This is a genomic window from Labrys monachus, assembly GCF_030814655.1.
Taxonomy (GTDB): Bacteria; Pseudomonadota; Alphaproteobacteria; order Rhizobiales; family Labraceae; genus Labrys; species Labrys monacha.
Window position 1 is genome coordinate 5237066 of the sequence record NZ_JAUSVK010000001.1, and the last position, 17271, is coordinate 5254336.

The 17271-nt window shown below is 66.6% G+C and carries 15 protein-coding genes; 13 read left to right on the top strand and 2 right to left on the bottom strand.

Features of this window, described 5'->3' with window-relative positions; translation table 11 throughout:
* Positions 1 to 141 precede the first annotated feature (141 nt).
* From J3R73_RS23955 to J3R73_RS23980, 6 genes are all read left to right on the top strand, one after another.
* Entirely contained in the window at positions 142 to 771 is a 630-nt protein-coding gene (locus J3R73_RS23955) for a helix-turn-helix domain-containing protein (RefSeq protein WP_307433140.1), read from the top strand.
* Between the two features lie 142 nt (positions 772 to 913).
* A complete protein-coding gene (locus tag J3R73_RS23960) occupies positions 914 to 1834 on the top strand; it encodes an ABC transporter substrate-binding protein (protein WP_307437653.1) in 921 nt (306 codons plus the stop codon).
* 53 nt (positions 1835 to 1887) lie between these two features.
* The gene (locus J3R73_RS23965; RefSeq protein WP_307433144.1) at positions 1888 to 2685 is read left to right on the top strand and encodes an ATP-binding cassette domain-containing protein; all 798 of its coding nucleotides are present in this window, start codon (positions 1888 to 1890) and stop codon (positions 2683 to 2685) included.
* Complete coding sequence (locus tag J3R73_RS23970) at positions 2682 to 3698, top strand: ABC transporter permease (protein WP_307433147.1); 1017 nt, start codon at positions 2682 to 2684, stop codon at positions 3696 to 3698. The genes J3R73_RS23965 and J3R73_RS23970 overlap by 4 nt, the downstream gene beginning before the upstream one ends.
* 181 nt (positions 3699 to 3879) lie before the next feature.
* Positions 3880 to 4902 (top strand): phosphotriesterase family protein, encoded by a 1023-nt coding sequence (locus J3R73_RS23975; RefSeq protein ID WP_307437655.1) that lies wholly within the window; start codon positions 3880 to 3882, stop codon positions 4900 to 4902.
* 25 nt (positions 4903 to 4927) lie between these two features.
* Positions 4928 to 5695: a glutamine amidotransferase gene (locus tag J3R73_RS23980; protein ID WP_307433150.1), complete on the top strand. Its 768-nt coding sequence runs from the start codon at positions 4928 to 4930 to the stop codon at positions 5693 to 5695.
* 286 nt (positions 5696 to 5981) lie between these two features.
* On the opposite strand, the gene J3R73_RS23985 is transcribed toward J3R73_RS23980, so the two are convergent.
* Entirely contained in the window at positions 5982 to 6914 is a 933-nt protein-coding gene (locus J3R73_RS23985) for a dimethylarginine dimethylaminohydrolase family protein (RefSeq protein ID WP_307433153.1), read from the bottom strand.
* 15 nt (positions 6915 to 6929) lie between these two features.
* Positions 6930 to 8504 (bottom strand): zinc-binding metallopeptidase family protein, encoded by a 1575-nt coding sequence (locus J3R73_RS23990; RefSeq protein WP_307433156.1) that lies wholly within the window; start codon positions 8502 to 8504, stop codon positions 6930 to 6932.
* A gap of 111 nt (positions 8505 to 8615) precedes the next feature.
* On the opposite strand from J3R73_RS23990, the gene J3R73_RS23995 reads away from it, so the two are divergent.
* The 7 genes from J3R73_RS23995 to J3R73_RS24025 all read left to right on the top strand — a co-directional run bounded on the left by J3R73_RS23995 (position 8616) and on the right by J3R73_RS24025 (position 17120).
* Complete coding sequence (locus tag J3R73_RS23995; RefSeq protein ID WP_307437657.1) at positions 8616 to 9524, top strand: LysR substrate-binding domain-containing protein; 909 nt, start codon at positions 8616 to 8618, stop codon at positions 9522 to 9524.
* A 121-nt stretch (positions 9525 to 9645) separates the two neighbouring features.
* Positions 9646 to 10770: an ABC transporter ATP-binding protein gene (locus J3R73_RS24000; protein ID WP_307433159.1), complete on the top strand. Its 1125-nt coding sequence runs from the start codon at positions 9646 to 9648 to the stop codon at positions 10768 to 10770.
* Between the two features lie 109 nt (positions 10771 to 10879).
* Positions 10880 to 11995 (top strand): ABC transporter substrate-binding protein, encoded by a 1116-nt coding sequence (locus tag J3R73_RS24005; RefSeq protein ID WP_307433162.1) that lies wholly within the window; start codon positions 10880 to 10882, stop codon positions 11993 to 11995.
* Between the two features lie 351 nt (positions 11996 to 12346).
* Positions 12347 to 13186 (top strand): ABC transporter permease, encoded by an 840-nt coding sequence (locus J3R73_RS24010; RefSeq protein WP_307433165.1) that lies wholly within the window; start codon positions 12347 to 12349, stop codon positions 13184 to 13186.
* Positions 13183 to 13992, top strand: a complete 810-nt coding sequence (locus J3R73_RS24015) for an ABC transporter permease (RefSeq protein WP_307433168.1) — start codon at positions 13183 to 13185, stop codon at positions 13990 to 13992. Before J3R73_RS24010 ends, J3R73_RS24015 begins: the two co-directional genes overlap by 4 nt.
* A 448-nt stretch (positions 13993 to 14440) precedes the next feature.
* Positions 14441 to 15709 carry an ADP-dependent glucokinase/phosphofructokinase gene (locus J3R73_RS24020; RefSeq protein WP_307433170.1) on the top strand — a complete coding sequence of 423 codons (1269 nt, stop codon included), beginning with the start codon at positions 14441 to 14443 and terminating at the stop codon, positions 15707 to 15709.
* A gap of 79 nt (positions 15710 to 15788) precedes the next feature.
* Positions 15789 to 17120 (top strand): ABC transporter substrate-binding protein, encoded by a 1332-nt coding sequence (locus tag J3R73_RS24025; RefSeq protein ID WP_307433173.1) that lies wholly within the window; start codon positions 15789 to 15791, stop codon positions 17118 to 17120.
* Positions 17121 to 17271: the final 151 nt, after the last annotated feature.

Consider the following 17271-nt stretch of genomic DNA (forward strand, 5'->3'; position numbering starts at 1 on the left):
CGTGCGTCCCTGCGATCGCCGGCAGGGGTATCGACAGGCGATATTGAGGTTGAACCAAACTCAAGTTTGCGCCACCTTCCCTCCCAATGGATCCCCGCAAAGCGCGGCGGTCCGCACAGGAACGGCAACCCTCGAATGGCGATGAAACCACGATCAGCGGCCAAGGACACGGCGGAGCGGGCCGCCCCGCCCGGGTCCGACGAGCAGATGGCGTCGATGCGGCTGAGTTCGCGCCTGCGTCTCGCCCGCCAGATCCGGGGCATGACGCTGAAGGGCGTGGCCGACGCCGCCGGTTGTTCGGAAAGCCTGCTGTCGAAGATCGAGAACGGCAAGGCGACGCCCTCCCTGCCGATGCTGCACCGCCTCGTCCAGGCGCTGGAGACCAATATCGGCTGGATGTTCGAGGAAAGCGACGGCGATGAAGGCATCGTCTTTCGCCGCGGCGCGCGGCCGCTGATCACCCTCGATCCGCTCCGCCAGGGCGAGGGCATCAGCCTCGAGCGGGTCATCCCCTATTCGAACGGGCACCTCCTCCAGTGCAACATCCACCATATCGAGGTCGGCGGGGAAAGCGCCGGGCCGATCCAGCATGTGGGCGAGGAGGTCGGCTATATCCTCGAGGGCGACGTCGAACTCACCGTCGCCAGTTCGACCTTCCGCCTCTGCGCCGGCGATTCCTTCGTCTTCCGCTCCGAACTGCCGCATCACTACCGCAATGCAGGCGCGCGCCCCGCCAGCATCTTCTGGGTGAACACGCCGCCCACTTTTTGAATGGGATGCAACTTTTGGGACCCTTGACATTCATTCAAGTCTCTTGAATTCTGGCTTCGCGAACCCGCCAACCCTCGGCAAGAGCAGGGCAGCGGCTGTCGTCCAAAGCAGAGGGATGAAGACGATGAACCAGATCTCCAGGATGCTCTTCCAGGGCATCGCCGTCACCGCCCTGGCGGCCGGCCTCGGCGTCTCCGCGGCCCGGGCCGACACTTACGCCCTGGTCACGATCAACCAGCAGGCGCTGTTCTTCAACCAGATCAATGACGGGGCGAAGGCGGCCACGGACGCGGCCGGCGACAAGCTCGTGATCTTCAACGCCAACAATGTGCCGAGCGCCCAGAACGACGCCGTCGAGAATTACATCACCCAGAAGGTCGACGGCATCGTGCTCGTCGCCATCGACGTCAACGGCGTCAAATCGGCGATCACCGCCGCCAAGAAGGCCGGCATCCCGGTCATCGCCGTCGACGCGCAGATTCCCGACGGCGACAATGCCGCCTTCGTCGGTGTCGACAATGCGGCGGCCGGCGAGGACATCGGCAAGTTCTTTGCCGGCTATGTGAAGGACAAGATGGGCGGCTCGGCCAAGGTCGGCATCGTCGGCGCGCTCAACTCCTTCATCCAGAACCAGCGTCTCGACGGCTTCAAGAAGACGGCCGCCGGCGCCGGCGTCACTTTCCTCGACACCGTCGACGGCCAGAACGTCCAGGACGTCGCCCTCACGGCATCCGAGAACCTGATGACCGCCAATCCGAGCATGAACGCCATCTATGCGACGGGCGAGCCCCAGCTGATCGGCGCCGTCTCGGCGGTGGATACAGCCGGCAAGAAGGACAGCGTCAAGGTCTTCGGATGGGACCTGACGGCCCAGGCGATCAAGGGCATCGACGAGGGCTGGGTCACCGCCGTGGTCCAGCAGGATCCCTATACCGAGGGGAAGACCGCCATCGAGACGCTCGCCAAGCTCAAGAAGGGCGAGAAGGTGCCGGCAGTGATCCACGTGCCGGTGACGATCGTCACCAAGGACAATGTCGACAAGTTCCGGAGCATGTTCAAGTAACGCGGCGTCCCGGCGGCCGCACGATCCGGCCGCCGCTCTTCCCGGAAAGAGCCATGGCAGAACAGCCTCTCCGCGTGCGCATGCGCGGCATTTCGAAACGCTACGGCACGGTGCAGACGCTCGACGGCGTGTCGTTCGATCTCAGGCCCGGCGAGGTGCTCGGCCTCGTCGGCGACAACGGCGCCGGCAAGTCGACCCTCAGCAAGGTATTGTCGGGCGCCGTCATCCCCGACGAGGGCACCATCGAGATCGACGGGCAGGCCGTCTCGTTCCAGTCGCCGGCCGATGCCCGCCGGCACCATGTCGAGATGGTCTATCAGGACCTGTCGCTCTGCGACACCATCGACGTCGCCGGCAACCTCTTCCTCGGCCGCGAGCCGCGCCGGCGCCTCGCCGGCCTGCCCTTCCTCGACAAGAAGCGCATGCTGCACGACGCGCGGCAGATGCTGGACAGCCTCGGCATCGCCATCCCCGATATCGGCGTCAAGGTAGAGAACCTCTCCGGCGGCCAGCGCCAGAGCATCGCCATCGGCCGCGCCGTGTCCTTCGGTCCGCGCGTGCTGATCATGGACGAGCCGACGGCGGCGCTCGCGGTCGCCGAGGTCGAGGCGGTGCTGGACCTCATCCGCAAGGTCAGTGCCCAGGGCGTCGGCGTGGTGCTGATCACCCACCGCCTGCAGGATCTCTTCCTGGTCTGCGACCGCATCCAGGTGATGTATGAGGGCCGCTCCGTCGCCGAGCGCCGGATCGGCGACACCAATATCGAGGAGGTCGTCGACCTCATCGTCGGGCGCAAGTTCAGCGCGCGGTCCGCCCGGCACCATTCGCCCAGCGAAGCGAGGCCCTCATGAACGCCCCGGCGAACAGCCCCCCGACGACCGCACCCCTGTCCGGGCGGCTCCGGCGGCAGACGGTGAAGGAGCGCTTCCTCGCCAATGGCGGGGTGGGGTCGATCGCCATCTTCTTCCTCGCCGTGGTCCTGCTCTTCTCGCTCACGACGGACGAATTCCTTTCCATCGGGAACATCCTCAACATCGTGCGCCAGTCCGCGCCGCTGCTGATCGTCGCGGCCGCCATGACGCTGGTGATCACCACCGGCGGCATCGACCTGTCGGTGGGCTCCATCCTCGCGCTGGTGAGCGCGGTCTCGGCCACGCTGCTGCAATGGCACCTGCCCTGGCCGCTGGTCATCGTGCTGATGCTGGCGGGCGGCGGTCTGGTCGGCGCGCTGCAGGGCTTTTTCGTCGCCTATGAGGGCATTCCCGCCTTCATCGTCACTCTGGCGGGGCTGGGCATCATCAGCGGCCTCGCCAACCTGATCACCGGCGGCTACTCCATTCCCATCGCCCCCTCGATGTTCTCCGAGATCGGCCGCGGCTGGCTGCTCGGCGTGCCCTTCCCCGCCTGGATCGCCGTCATCGTCCTCATCCTCGCTTACGTCCTGTTCAACGAGACGCCGTTCGGCCGTTACGTCACCGGCATCGGGGCCAATGCCGAGGCGGTGCGGCGGGCCGGCGTCGACACGCGCTGGACCGGCCTCTTCGTCTATGTCCTCTCGGGCGCCATGGCGGCGCTGGCCGGCATCGTGCTCACCGCGCGCCTCGGCAGCGGCTCGTCGAATGCGGGCCAGGGCTTCGAGCTGCAGGTGATCGCGGCCGTGGTGCTCGGCGGCACCAGCCTGTTCGGCGGACGCGGCAGCGTCATCGGCACCGTGCTCGGCGCGCTGACCGTCGCCGTGATCGGCAACGGCCTCATCCTCGCGCATCTCTCGCCGTTCCTGACCCCGATCGTCACCGGCGCCATCATCCTGGTGGCGATCTGGATGAATTTCAGGATCTTCAGCGGCTCGATCCGCTCGCGCTAAGCGGAGATTCAAGGGCGAGAACGCCCGTGAATCTCCGCAAGACTCTCGAAGGGACGCAGCAATTCTCGGGTCCATCCGTTGGACCGGCCCGAAAATTCTGCTTGGCAGCAGGACGCATCAGGGAGGCAAGCCCGTGGCAGACGACAGAACGCCGGCGATCGGCGTCGGAACCGGCAGGGTCATGACCGTGCTGGGACCGATGCCGGTCGGGGAGATGGGTACGACGCTGATGCACGAGCACATCCTGCTCGATGCCTCGAACTGGTGGCAATGCCCGTGCCATGCGTCGGAACTGGCGATCGCCCAGCAGCCGGTCAACATCGAGATCATCGGCGAGTTGCGCATGAACCCGTTCATGAATCGCGACAATTGCTTCCTGCTCGACGTCGACCTGGCGATGAATGAGCTCGGGCGCTTCGCGGAGCTCGGCGGCAACACCGTGGTCGACCCCACCAATCTCGGCATCGGGCGCGACCCGCAGGCGCTGCAGCGCATCTCGCGCCGCACCCGCCTCAACATCGTGATGGGCACCGGCTTCTATCTGGAGGCCTCCCATCCCGACTGGTTCGGGACGATGGATGTCGACGATGTCGCCGCCTTCATCGTGCATGATGTCGGCGGCGCCGCCGAAAAGCCCGAGGTGGCCGCCGGCATCATCGGCGAGATCGGCGTCAGCAAGGATTTCACGCCCGGCGAGCAGAAGTCGCTGCGCGGCGCCGCCCGCGCCTCCCGCATCACCGGCGTGCCGCTTTCGATCCACCTGCCGGGATGGGAACGGCTCGCCCATCGCGTGCTCGACATCGTCGAGGAGGAGGGCGCGGATCTCCGCCACACCGTGCTGTGCCACATGAATCCGAGCCATGACGACCCCGATTACCAGAAGGGCCTCGCCGACCGCGGCGCCTTCCTGGAATACGACATGATCGGCATGGACTATTACTACGCCGACCAGAAGGCCCAGTCCCCGTCCGACGAGGAGAATGCCCGCGCGATCCGCAGCCTGGTCGAGGCCGGCTATGGCGAGCGCCTGCTGCTTTCGCAGGACGTCTTCCTCAAGATGATGCTGACCCGGTTCGGCGGCTTCGGCTATGGCTATATCCTTCGCCATTTCGTGCCGCGGCTGATGCGCCACGGGCTCGATCGGGCGACGATCGATCTTCTGATGAAGGAGAACCCGCGCCGGGTCTTCTCCTCATTGCCGTGACGTCCCTGCCAAGAGGTTTCGAACCATGAAGAAGAAAGTGCTGCTCGCCGGCGAGTCCTGGGTCTCGACCGCCACCCACATCAAGGGCTTCGACCAGTTTCCGACCGTGACCTACCATACCGGCGCCGACGAACTGCTCGCCGCGCTGGCCGGCGGTCCCTATGACGTCACCTTCATGCCGGCCCATGAGGCGCAGCGCGGCTTTCCGCAGACGCTGGAGGCGCTGCGCGCCTATGATGCGGTGATCCTGTCCGATATCGGCTCCAACACGCTGCTCCTGCATCCGGACACCTGGATCCACAGCAAGCCGACACCCAACCGGCTGAAACTGCTGCGCGACTATGTGAGGGAAGGCGGCGGCCTGATGATGTTCGGCGGCTATTACAGCTTCCAGGGCATCAATGGCGGCGCCCGCTACCGCCGCACGCCGGTCGAGGAGGTCCTGCCCGTCTCCTGCCTGCCGGTCGACGATCGCGTCGAGGTGCCGGAAGGCTTCAAGCCCCAGGTGACCGGCCGCCCCGACCACCCGATCCTGCAGGGCCTCGGCACCGACTGGCCCGTGCTGCTCGGCTTCAACGAGGTCGAGCTCAAGCCCGGCGCGGAAGTGCTGGCGACAGCCACCGCGGACTATGGCACGCTGCCGCTGCTGGTCACCGGCAGCTACGGCCAGGGGCGGACCCTGGCCTGGACCTCGGATATCGGCCCGCATTGGCTGCCGCCGGCCTTCTGCGCCTGGGAAGGCTTCGCGCGCATCTGGACCCAGGCGATCGCCTGGACCGTCCGCGACATCTGACGCCGGGCGTGTTCCGGACCGCACGAAACGTCATCCGCTGCCGACGCCGGCCGGCAGCGGGAGCGCTGCTCCAACCTATTGGTCCGACGCATTTTCTTCATCGAAAATGCTCGAGACCGTGCTGCCTTCGGATCGAATCGTGACCGTCATTCCGGGGCGCCCGAAGGGCGAGCCCGGAACCCATCAACACCGACCTGCCGATGGTGCGGTCATGGGTTCCGGCCTTTCGCTTCGCTTCAGCCGGAATGACGGGCTCTGCGGTGGTTCAACCGGAAGCCATCATGCTTTAGGCCGCGCGGCGCAGCGACTGCGCCATGCAGTGGATGCCGCCGCCCGTCTTCGAGATCTCGCTCATGTCGACGGCCGCCACCTCGAAGCCGCGGGCCTTGAGCTGGCCGATCAGGCTCTTGCTCGCGGTCGGCGCGATGACGCGGTCCCTGCCGAGCGACATGAAGTTGCAGCCGAGCGCCATCGTGTCCTGGAACGGCACGTCGATGATCTCGTGGCCCTTGCCCTTCAGCCAGTCGACGATGCCGGGCTCGGTGCAGGCGAGGCACACCGCCGTCAGCTTCGGGGCGATCGGCACGACCATCAGGTCGATATGGACATAATATTCGTCGAAGAAGGCGAGGCGGACCTCCCAGCCCTCCTTCTCGAACCATCCGGCGACCTGGCGCGCGCCCTCTTCCTGCGTGCGGGCGCCGCCGCAGCCGATCAGCACGCAGCCTTCCTCGATGACGTTGAAGTCGCCGCCCTCGAAGGTTCCCGCCGTCACCATGTCGTAGAGGGGGATGCCGAGCTTCTCATAGGCGCGGATCGCGGCATAGTTCTCGCCGCGCCGCCACCAGTTCGCCATCGCGGTGATCACCGCGCCATAGGGCGTCATCACGCTCGAATCGCGCGAATAGACCTGCATCGGCAGTTCCACCTCCGGCTCCAGCCAGTGGATGCTGACGCCGAAATGCTCATAGGCGGCGGCGAGCTCCTTGTGCTGGGCCTGGGCGATCTGGATGTTGCTCGGCGCCTCGCGCAGATGCTTGCGCGAGAGCGAGCTCGTCGCCATGTGCCGCAGATAGGCAGGCGAGCCGAGCAGCACGTCGGTCAGCGGGTCGGTCTCATTACGGAAGCCCCATTGCGTCAGCGGCCGGGTGCCGCCGGCCGGATTGCGCCGCTGCAGCGTGAAAGGCTCGGCGGCAAGGTCGCGTTGGTGACGTATCATGCGGTTATTCCCTCTTCAGACGGTTGGAATCCACCAGTCGCGCCCGCGCGCGGTGTCGACATATTCGGGCCAGCGGAAGCCGGTCGGCGGCGGATAGTCGGCGAGCGGCGCCAGCCATTGCGTCCCGCCGATGCCCCCGCCCGTGCGTTCCTCGAACTCGCGCCGCGCCGCGCCGCGCGCCGCCGCATCCTCGATCAGGCGCAGCGCCGTCAGGGCGATGGTCTTGCCCGCGCAGGTCACCATCGGGTCGATGGTCGCGCCGATGCCGCCGAGCGCATTCATCACCCAACCCGGATAGGTGAAGCCCGGCGGCGCCTTCAACGCCGGGCGGGCGACATAGAGCCGGGCGGTCGGCGCATGCCAGGTCATGTCCGTATAATCGTCCGAGGTCGAATTGCGCTGCGAGGGTGGCAGGTCGCGCCGGAGGATCGCCTCCGCCTCCTTGGGCTCGATCAGGCGCTCGCATTCGTCGAGGAAGGGCGCCGCCATCGGCTCCAGGCCGAGATTGGCCTGGATCTCGCGCGCGACGCCTCGCGCCTCCTCGTCCCAGCGCGGCGGCCCGACGGCCGACAGCGCCTCCCAGGCGATCGTCGCCATGGCATGGTTGGCGAGGCCGGGCCGCGACTTCGACACCCAATGGCGCTCGACCCGGCACCCCGTCATCCCCGCGGCCATCTCGGCATTGCGGTCGAGCATGGCGGCGGCCTGCTCGGCCATGGCCAGCGTCGGCACGCGGATCATGTACTGGATCTCGGCGAGCCCGGCCGGCAGGTTGTCGGCGGTCGCCTGCCCCGCCGTCAGGATCGCCTCGCTGATCGACCAGCCGCCCTGGTGCGGCAGCATCGAATCGCGCAGGGCCTTCGACGCCATATACATCGTCATCAGGGCGTCGTTGGCGCCGGGCGCGCGCACCGCCGAATGGGATTGCGGGATGGGCGCGCCGTCGCTGCGGCCCCACCCTTCCGGCTGGTCGCAGACGAAGCGGTAGATCATCGCATAGGCGGCGCCGCAATGGGTGTCCCAGCGCACCGTGTTGCACAGCGGCAGCATGTAGAAGGGATGGAACGAGATCATGCCGTCGAGGCCGTCATAATAGCCCCGGGCGGCGTGGATCGGCTTGGACCCCCTCACCTTCTCGGCCGGCTCGCCGGTGAAGCGCAGCGTGCCCGGCAGGCCGAAACGCTCCATCGCCGCCTTGGTCGCCAGCAGGCCGGCGAGGCTCGACATGCCCAGGGCGGAATGCGGATCGGTATGGCCGCCCGCCTGTTCGCCGAGCCCCGGCCGCGGACGCTTCACCGTGGCGGCATCCTGGCAATTGCCCGGCACGGCGTCGTATTCGGCATATAGGCCGATGACGGGCCCGCCGCCGGCCTTGCCGGTCCAATGGGCGCAGAAGGCGGTCGGCATGCCGCCGGAACCTTCCTCGACGCTGAAGCCCTCCCGGCGCAGGAGGTCGACATACCATCGCGCCGAGCGGTATTCGCGCCAGGCCGTCTCGCCGAAATCGAAGATCGTGCGCGTCCACACCGAAAGCTCCGCCCCGATCCCGTCGACAAAATCGAGCGCCGCTTGCTGAGCCGAACTGGTCACACCGCCTCTCCTCTTCGCGAAAAGGATAAGCAGTGAACATTGCTATCAAAAAGTGATATGTTTTCCACCTTCCGGCAAATTCTCTTCACCCCAGACATTCCGGCCCGAGCCTTGCGCATTCCCTCCACCCAGGCGCTCCGCGCCCTCGACAGTTTCGCCCGGCACGGCAGCGTGTGGCGCGCAGCCGACGAACTCAACCTCACCCGCAGCGCCGTCAGCCATCAGCTCCGCCTGCTTGAGCGCGATCTCGGCTTCGACCTGCTCGAGCGCCACGGCAAGGGCGTCATCCTCACCGCGCGCGGCCGGCATTATGCCAACGACGTGCGCAAGGCGCTCACCGTCCTCGGCGACGCGGCGCTGCAATATGGCAACAAGGGCATCGGCGGCTCGCTGAGCGTCAGCTGCACGCCGGGCTTCGCCTCGCTGTGGCTGTGCACGCATATCGCCGAATTCCAGGAGATGTACCCCGACGTGTCCCTGCGCATCCTGACGCCGCGCCGCCTCGACGACGTCAGCAATGCTGACATCGACATCTTCATCGCCTTCGGCGACGGCAACTGGCCCAACAAGGCGGTGGAGCTCCTCTGCGAGGTCGAGTTCACGCCCCTCTGCAGCCCAGCCCTCCTCAACAAGATCGGCGGCCTCAACGAACCCGCCGACGTCCTGCACGCGCCGCTGCTGCATCTCGACAATTTCGACGACTGGACGCGCTGGCTGGCCTTGACCAACGTCGAGAATTCCGACGCCGAATGCGGCATCATCTTCTCGGACATGAACCTCGTCTATTCCGCGGCGACCGCCGGGCAGGGCATCGCCATGGGCGACGAACTGACCTGCCGCACCGCGATGATCTCGGGCCATCTCGTGCGCCCCTTCGATCGCGCCATCAAGTCGCCGCGCGCCTACTTCCTGGTGATGGAGCATGCCAAGGTCGACCACGCCGTATCGCGCGCCTTCGCCGACTGGCTGAAATCGGGCCTCGCACAGACGGCCCCGCCGCCGCGCCCCGCCTATGCGTGATGCAGGCTGCCCGGGTTTTGCGCAGGTGCCGTGAATCAAATTTCTCAGAAATACGAATAACATTCAATTGTCGTGAACGAAAACCGCGCATAGGCTTCACATGTGGCATCGGAGATAGTGCATGGCGCAAAGCGCTCAGGCAGCCGGGAGGAAGACGGCGGCCGGCAACATGGCCGCCGAAATCAGGGCCGAGGGGATCGGCAAGAGCTTCGGTACGTTCCGCGCCCTGAAGGACCTTTCGCTCGACATCGGTCGGGGCGAGTTCCTCACCCTGCTCGGCCCCTCCGGGTCCGGCAAGACGACGTTCCTGATGATCCTCGCCGGGTTCGAGAAGCCCTCCAGCGGCCGCCTGACCCGGGACGGCGTCGACATCACCGCCATGTCGGCCGAGCAGCGCGCCTTCGGCATGGTGTTCCAGGGCTATGCGCTCTTCCCGCATATGAGCGTCGAGGAGAACATCGCCTTCCCGTTGCATATCCGCAAGATCGCACGCGAGGAGATCCGCCGGCGCGTCGGCGAGATGGTCAAGCGCGTCGGCCTGGGCGGCCATGAGCGCAAGCTGCCGGCCAAATTGTCGGGCGGCCAGCAGCAGCGCGTGGCGCTGGCCCGGGCCCTCGTGTTCGAGCCGCCGGTGCTGCTGCTGGACGAGCCGTTCTCGGCGCTCGACAAGCATCTGCGCGGGCTGATGCAGGAGGAGGTCAAGCGCCTCCACCAGGAATTCGGCACCACCTTCGTGTTCGTCACCCACGACCAGAGCGAGGCGCTGTCGCTCTCCTCGCGCGTCGCCATCTTCAACCATGGCGAATTGCTGCAGGTCGGCTCACCGCAGGACGTCTATGAGCGGCCCGCCAACCGCTTCGTCTCCGAATTCCTCGGCGAGATCAATCTCCTGCCGCTGCAGGAGCTCGGCCGCGCCGGCGGCGGCGTGAGCGGGCGGTGCGGCGATGCCCGCCTGGAAGTCCCGGGTGATGCCGCGATCGGGGCCGGCGGCCTGCTGGCGATTCGTCCCGAGCATATGGAGCTCTCCGGCGCGCCGCGGACCGACGCCGTCAACTGCCTGGCGGGCACCGTCACCGGCACCACCTATCTGGGACCGGCGACCCGGATCGCCCTGGCGACCGCCGGCGGTGTCGCCCTCACCTTGACGATGCCGACCGAGCGTGCCGCGCTCGCCTTGCGCGAGGGGCCCGACGTGTGGATCACCTGGCCCAGGGACAAGGGCTTCCTCCTGCCGGGGGAACCCTGACCCGACCGATACGAACAGGAAAGACCGCCCAGAAGAAGATCAGCCGCACAAGACCGACGCAGCGACCTTATCGACCCAATCAAAAGCCAGAAACCAGGGGAACAAGACCATGAACGAAGCCTTCCAGAAGGACTGCCTCGAAATCCTAGCCGGGAAAGTGGAGAAGGGTGAGATCACCAGGCGCCGCTTCGCCCAGCTCGCCGCCATGGTGCTCGGCGGCGCTCCCTTCGTCCTGAACACCGGCAGCGCCCGCGCGGATGGCGGCCAGCTCGTCTTCGTCAATTGGGGCGGCGACGCGATCAAGGCCTATGACGCGGCCTATGGCCAGGCCTTCCAGAAGGAAACCGGCATCACCGTGAAGGAGGACGGGTCGGGACCGACGGAAGGCGGCATCACCGCCCAGTTCAAGAGCGGCAAGCCGACCTGGGACATCGTCGACGCCGACCCCTTCTCCGCCATCTCGCTCGGCAAGCAGGGCATGATCGAGCCCATCGACTACAAGACCGTCGACAAGTCGAAGATGCGTCCGGGCTTCGGCTGGGACTACGCCGCCTCGACCTATTTCTTCTCCTACGTCATCGCCTATGACGCCTCCAAATTCGGCGACAAGGCGCCGACCGGCATGGCCGATTTCTTCGACGTCAAGAAATTCCCCGGCAAGCGCTCGCTCTACAAATGGGGCGCCGGCATGTGGGAAGCCGCCCTCCTCGCCGACGGCGTCGCGCCCGAAAAGCTCTATCCGCTCGACCTCAAGCGCGCGCATGACAAGATCGCCGCCTTCAAGGACAATGTCGTCTCCTATTGGGGCGGCGGCGCCGAGAGCCAGCAGGTGCTGCTGAACGGCGATGCCTCGATGGCGCTGATCTGGTCGACCCGCGCCTCCCTGATCGAGCAGGATTCGAACGGACAGATCAAGTTCATCTGGGACCAGGGCCTGATCTCCCCCGGCGCGATGGCGGTGATCAAGAACAATCCGGGCGGCAAGGACAACGCCATGAAGTTCATCGCCAGCGCCCAGGATCCCAAGAAGCAGCTCGTGATGTTCGATATGCTCGGCCAGGGCCCGGCCAATCCGGCGACCGATACGCTCATCGCGCCGGACAAGCGCCGCATCAACCCCGTCGATCCCGCCAATATCAGCAAGCAGATCGCGCTCGACATGAACTGGTATGCCGACAATTACGGGGCGGCGCTCGACACCTATACCAAGATCATCTCCGGCTGATAGCGTCGCCTGCCCGGAAGAACCCTTCTCCCGTTCGAGAGAAGGTGCCGGCAGGCGGATGAGGGACTGCACTCGGAGGGGCGAGCGCGGGACATCGCGCTGGCCTTCCTGTCGGGACCGGCGTCGGCGCATGTCCCGGGAGTGCGGACGTCTCGTCCGCTTCGACCGGGACATCCGTCGAGACTGGGCCTGAAGAGGTGGACGGCAGTCTCCCAGGGCTTTCGCGGTCTTTCCGCAGCGATTCACCCCGCCGAGAACAAGGGCGGACGAGACGTCCGCGCTCCCGGGAAATGCCGTTGCGCCGTTTTCCGTAGGCAAGTGCCGACGACAGCAACCTAGCCAGAGGGCACCATGCGCAAGCCGGCCACGGCCCTGTCCTGCCTGTTCCTGATCGGCCCTCTCGTGGCCTTCCTGGTGCTCGTCTATGTCGTACCCTTCCTCGGCGTCGCCGAATGGAGCGTCACGCTGCCGACGCCCGGCGTGACGCAATATGAGAAGCTCGCCGCCGATCCGCTCGTGTTCTCGGTGTTCGTGCGGACCTTCCGCATCTGCCTCACGGTGACGGTGGCGACCGTCATCGCCGCCTATGCGATCGCCTATGTCTGGGTGCGCGGAACGCCGCTCCAGCGCCGCATCGCCGAACTGTGCATCCTCATCCCCTTCTGGATCTCGGTGCTGACACGCGCCTTCGGCTGGCTCGCCCTCCTGTCGAGCCGCGGCCTCATCAACACCTGGCTGATCGACCTCGGCGTCCTCGGCGAGCCGCTCACGCTGGTGCGCAACGAGCTCGGCGTGGTGATCGGCATGACGCATTACCTCGTGCCCTTCGCCGTGTTCCCGCTGGCCTCCGCCATGCGCAGCCTCGACGAGCGCATCTTCCTCGCCGCGCGCGGCATGGGGGCGAGCCGCCTGCGCATCTTCTGGTCGATCTTCGTGCCCATGACCTTCTCCGGTATCATCGGCGCCGCCCTCATCGTCTTCGTCTTCGCCCTCGGCTTCTTCGTCACGCCCGCCATCCTTGGCGGAGGCCGCAGCATCATGGTCGCCGAGCTGATCTATCTGCGCATGTTCCAGAGCCCCGACTGGGGCCTCGGCGCGGCCATCAGCGTGACCCTCGTCGTCATCGTCGGCGGCCTGCTCGCGCTGCTGTTCCGCTATGCGCGCCTCGGCAATTCGGGGCTCGTGCAATGACCGCCTACCGTCCCGGCCCCATCGCCCTCGCCGCCGCGATCCTGATCGCGATCTTCCTGCTGATGCCGCTGCTGGCGGTCGTGCCGATCTCCTTCACGCCGGCGCGCTATCTGTCCATGCCGCGCGGCTCGCTCTCGCTCGTGCATTATCGCGAGCTGTTCGAGAATCCCGACTGGGCGCAGAGCTTCTTCCTCAGCATCCGCATCGGCGTGGTGAGCAGCCTGGCGGCGACGACGCTGGCGACGCTGTTCGCCTTGGGCATCTGGATGTTCCGGCCGCGTTTCTCGGCCGCCCTCGTCGGGTTCGTGCTGCTGCCGATGATCGTGCCGCCGGTGGTCTCGGCGATGACGCTCTATTTCCTGCTGACGGCCCTCTCGCAGGCCACCGGCTTCGTCGGATACGACACCTGGCTCGGCGTCGTCCTCGCCCATGTCGTGATGATCGTCCCCTTCGCGGTGGTGCTCATCCTTGTCGCCCTCGGCCAGGTCGACCGGCGCATCGACCTCGCCGCCCGCGGCATGGGCGCTGGGGTGGTGCAGCGGGCCTTCAGGATCATCCTGCCCAACATCAAATTCGGGCTCCTGACGGCCGCCCTGCTCTCCTTCGTGCTCTCCTGGGAAGAGATCGGCGTCACGCTTTTCATCACCAGCGTCAACGCCATCACTTTGCCGCGCCTGATGTGGAGCGGCGTGCACGACAATATCGATCCGGCCATCGCCGCGATCTCCGTCATCCTCATCGTCGTCACGACCGTGATTCTGGTCGCACGCATGATCTTCGCCGGGCCTTCGCAGGAAAAGCACTGACCGGCGCAGGAGAGGCCGCGAGGGACGAGCATCCTCGGCCACATCGATCGCAGATCGACCTTCCGATACTGCAGCGCATCGCACCGCGGCGGATGAACACCGGCGGCCTCGCGATCGGGGACCGGAACTGCTCTTATTCCACGCCCCCTGAATCCTTGGCCTGTTTTGACAGATTTTGCCAGATTGTGGACAACACCGACCCGACGGCCTCTCCGGCGGCCAGGCTGGTCCCGCCCTCCCATGACACCACTCCCGTCGACCGCTCTTTCGCAATCCACGGCATATCGACGAGTGCGCCCTGCGACGGCAGCTCAGTTGCAGCGAGAGCGAGCCCCAACGGCACCGGCGCCCCCCGAACTGTGTTGACAGCATGAAATGCCATGATAGATTTTGAAATAATATGAAAAGACATGCAAAGGCATGTCGGAGGAATCCTTCGGAGAGGCCGGTGCATCAAGAGCCAGCTATCACATGGCTTCGGGCCTATGACGAACTGCTCGCCGGCTTGCCTGGCATGCTCGCGGGATCGCGCATGACGCTGTGCGGCATGGGGGCCTGCGTCGACGCCCGTATTTCGATGCACGACATGCCGGCCCTGGTGCAGGCCTCCGATCCCGGCGCGAGGGCCTTCGCGGACATGCTGATGGACCGCGCCCGGCGCGGCGTCGGCGGCGAGATCCGTGTCGACTGGCGGCAGGGTCCGGCCTGGCTCGCCGCCCATGTGCCGATGCGCCACGCCCTGGGCGGCACCGGCCCGCAGGCGGCCTGGTCGATCGCAGCCGCCGGCGCCGACGCCCTCGTCGCGCTGGAGGACCGCAGCGCCCATATGCTGGCGCAGCTTCCGCCCGACATGCTCGTGGTCGAGAACGGCGCCGTCCGGCAGGCCGGCGAAGCATCGGCGCACGGCACGCCGCGGCCCGACATCTTCATCTTCGAATATACGGCGGGCATGCCCATCGGCGGCCTCGTCCCGACGCGCTCGTCGCGGATCATCGTGCGCTTCGACGATCTCGGCCTCGAAAACGACGAAGGCTTCTACGCGCTGACGCCGGACCTCGCCCGCAATGCCGGGGCCGGCCTCGTCTCCGGCTTCAACGCCCTGCCGGCCGACCGCCTCGATGACGCCGCCGGGCGCGTCTTCGCCCTGTCGCGACGCTGGCGCGCCAACGGGCTGCATACGGTGCATCTCGAACTCGCCGGCTACGACACCCCGCAGGCGCTTGCGAAAGTTCTCGACGCGTCGTCCGGCGCGATCACCTCGATCGGCATGAGCCATTCGGAATTCGTCGCGCTCTGCGGCCAGGCGGAAGACCTCTCCGCCGCCATGTGTGCCCTGGGCGACCGGCTCGGCATCGACCGGGTCTGCGTCCATGCCGACCATTGGGCGATGTCCGCCACGCTAGGCGATCCCGCGCGGGAGCGCGCCGCGCTGATGACGGGCTGCATCTTCGCGAGCGCCCGGGCGGCAGCGGGGCGGCCGGTCCTGCCGGCCGGCGTCGCGCCACAGGCCCTCTTCGCCCCCCTGCCCTATCCGCAGATCGACAGGCGGGAACGCTGGACGCTCGCCGCCTGCGCCTCGCCCTATCTCGAACAGCCCGCCACGACGCTCGGCCTCGGCGACAGCTTCACCGGAGGCTGCCTGCTCGCGCTGGGCAGCCGCGCCGCATCCGCCGGCGGCGCGTCCGGCCGCCAGGAGGAACATGCCCTCCACGGATGACCGGAGAGATCGAGGCCGACCCCAATCCCGCTCAGGGTGAGAAACTGCCGGCAAACGGCAGGCAACAAGGAGGAACGTCATGAAAGTGCTGAAAACCATGCTTCTGGGCATGGTGACGTCGCTGGCGGCATGCTTCGCCGCGGGCTCGGCCATGGCCGAGACCACGCTGACGGTCGCCACCGTCAACAACAACGACATGGTGGTGATGCAGAAGCTCTCGAAGGATTTCGAGACCAAGAACCCGGACATCAAGCTGAACTGGGTCGTGCTGGAGGAAAACACGCTCCGCCAGCGCCTGACCACGGACATTGCCACCCATGGCGGGCAGTACGACATCATGACCATCGGCCTGTTCGAGGCGCCGATGTGGGGACAGCGCGGCTGGCTGGCGCCGTTCGACAACGTGCCCGCCGACTACAAGCTCGAGGACGTCCTGCAGTCGGTGCGCGACGGCCTCTCCTATGGCGGCAAGCTCTACGCCCTGCCCTTCTACGCCGAAAGCCAGATGACCTTCTACCGCAAGGACCTGTTCGACAAGGCTGGCCTCACCATGCCCGAACACCCGACCTGGAAGGACATCCAGGGCTTCGCGGCCAAGATCCACGATCCCGAGCACGGCGTCTACGGCATGTGCCTGCGCGGCAAGCCGGGCTGGGGCGAGAATGTCGGCCAGATCACGGACGTGGCCAATTCCTACGGCGCGAGCTGGTTCGACATGAACTGGAAGCCGCAATTCGACAAGCCGGCGTGGAAGGAAGCGCTGGAGACCTATGTCGGCCTCCTGAAGAAATACGGTCCGCCCGGCGCCGCCTCGAACGGCTACAACGAGAACCTGGCCCTGTTCGCCAGCGGCAAATGCGGCATGTGGGTCGACGCGACCGTCGCGGCAGGCTCGCTCAACGATCCCAAGCTGAGCACGGTCGTCGGCAAGCTCGGCTATGCCTACACGCCCTACGGCAAGTTCGAGAAGGGCAACCACTATCTGTGGTCCTGGGCTCTCGCCGTTCCCGCCTCCTCCAAGTCCCAGGATGCGGCGAAGAAGTTCATCTACTGGGCGACGTCGCCGGACTACATCAAGCTGGTGGCGGACGCCAACGGCATCGTGACCGTGCCCCCGGGCACGCGCAAGTCGACCTACGACAACCCAGCCTATATCGCGGCGGCTCCCTTCGCCAAGATCACCCTTGACGCGATCCAGACGGCCAACATGCACGACGCCACCCAGGAGAAGGTGCCCTATACCGGCATTTCCTTCGTCGGCATTCCCGAATTCCAGGGCATCGGCACCGCCGTCGGCCAGGAATTCGCAGCCATCATCTCCGGCCAGAAGACGATCGACCAGGGTCTCGCGGCGGCCCAGGCCCTGACCCAGCGCGCCATGCGCCAGGCGGGCTACCCGAAGAAGAAGTAAGCCCGGCGCCGGCGGCCACCGCGTTGGCCGCCGCAGCCGAGATCAGCGACAACGGCGCGCCCAATCCTCCCGGGGCGCTCCGCAGGTGGTGCGGGCCGGATATCTCTCCCGGATTCGAGCCCGCACCGCCACTTTTGCGTCCCGGCAGAAC

Coding starts and splice junctions, on each gene's coding strand:
- J3R73_RS23980 (WP_307433150.1), top strand. CDS start 4,928: ATGAAGAAGAAAGTGCTGCTCGCCGGCGAGTCCTGGGTCTCGACCGCC.
- J3R73_RS24005 (WP_307433162.1), top strand. CDS start 10,880: ATGAACGAAGCCTTCCAGAAGGACTGCCTCGAAATCCTAGCCGGGAAA.
- J3R73_RS23965 (WP_307433144.1), top strand. CDS start 1,888: ATGGCAGAACAGCCTCTCCGCGTGCGCATGCGCGGCATTTCGAAACGC.
- J3R73_RS23970 (WP_307433147.1), top strand. CDS start 2,682: ATGAACGCCCCGGCGAACAGCCCCCCGACGACCGCACCCCTGTCCGGG.
- J3R73_RS23960 (WP_307437653.1), top strand. CDS start 914: ATGCTCTTCCAGGGCATCGCCGTCACCGCCCTGGCGGCCGGCCTCGGC.
- J3R73_RS23985 (WP_307433153.1), bottom strand. CDS start 6,914: ATGATACGTCACCAACGCGACCTTGCCGCCGAGCCTTTCACGCTGCAG.
- J3R73_RS23955 (WP_307433140.1), top strand. CDS start 142: ATGAAACCACGATCAGCGGCCAAGGACACGGCGGAGCGGGCCGCCCCG.
- J3R73_RS24015 (WP_307433168.1), top strand. CDS start 13,183: ATGACCGCCTACCGTCCCGGCCCCATCGCCCTCGCCGCCGCGATCCTG.
- J3R73_RS24025 (WP_307433173.1), top strand. CDS start 15,789: ATGAAAGTGCTGAAAACCATGCTTCTGGGCATGGTGACGTCGCTGGCG.
- J3R73_RS24010 (WP_307433165.1), top strand. CDS start 12,347: ATGCGCAAGCCGGCCACGGCCCTGTCCTGCCTGTTCCTGATCGGCCCT.
- J3R73_RS23975 (WP_307437655.1), top strand. CDS start 3,880: ATGACCGTGCTGGGACCGATGCCGGTCGGGGAGATGGGTACGACGCTG.
- J3R73_RS24000 (WP_307433159.1), top strand. CDS start 9,646: ATGGCGCAAAGCGCTCAGGCAGCCGGGAGGAAGACGGCGGCCGGCAAC.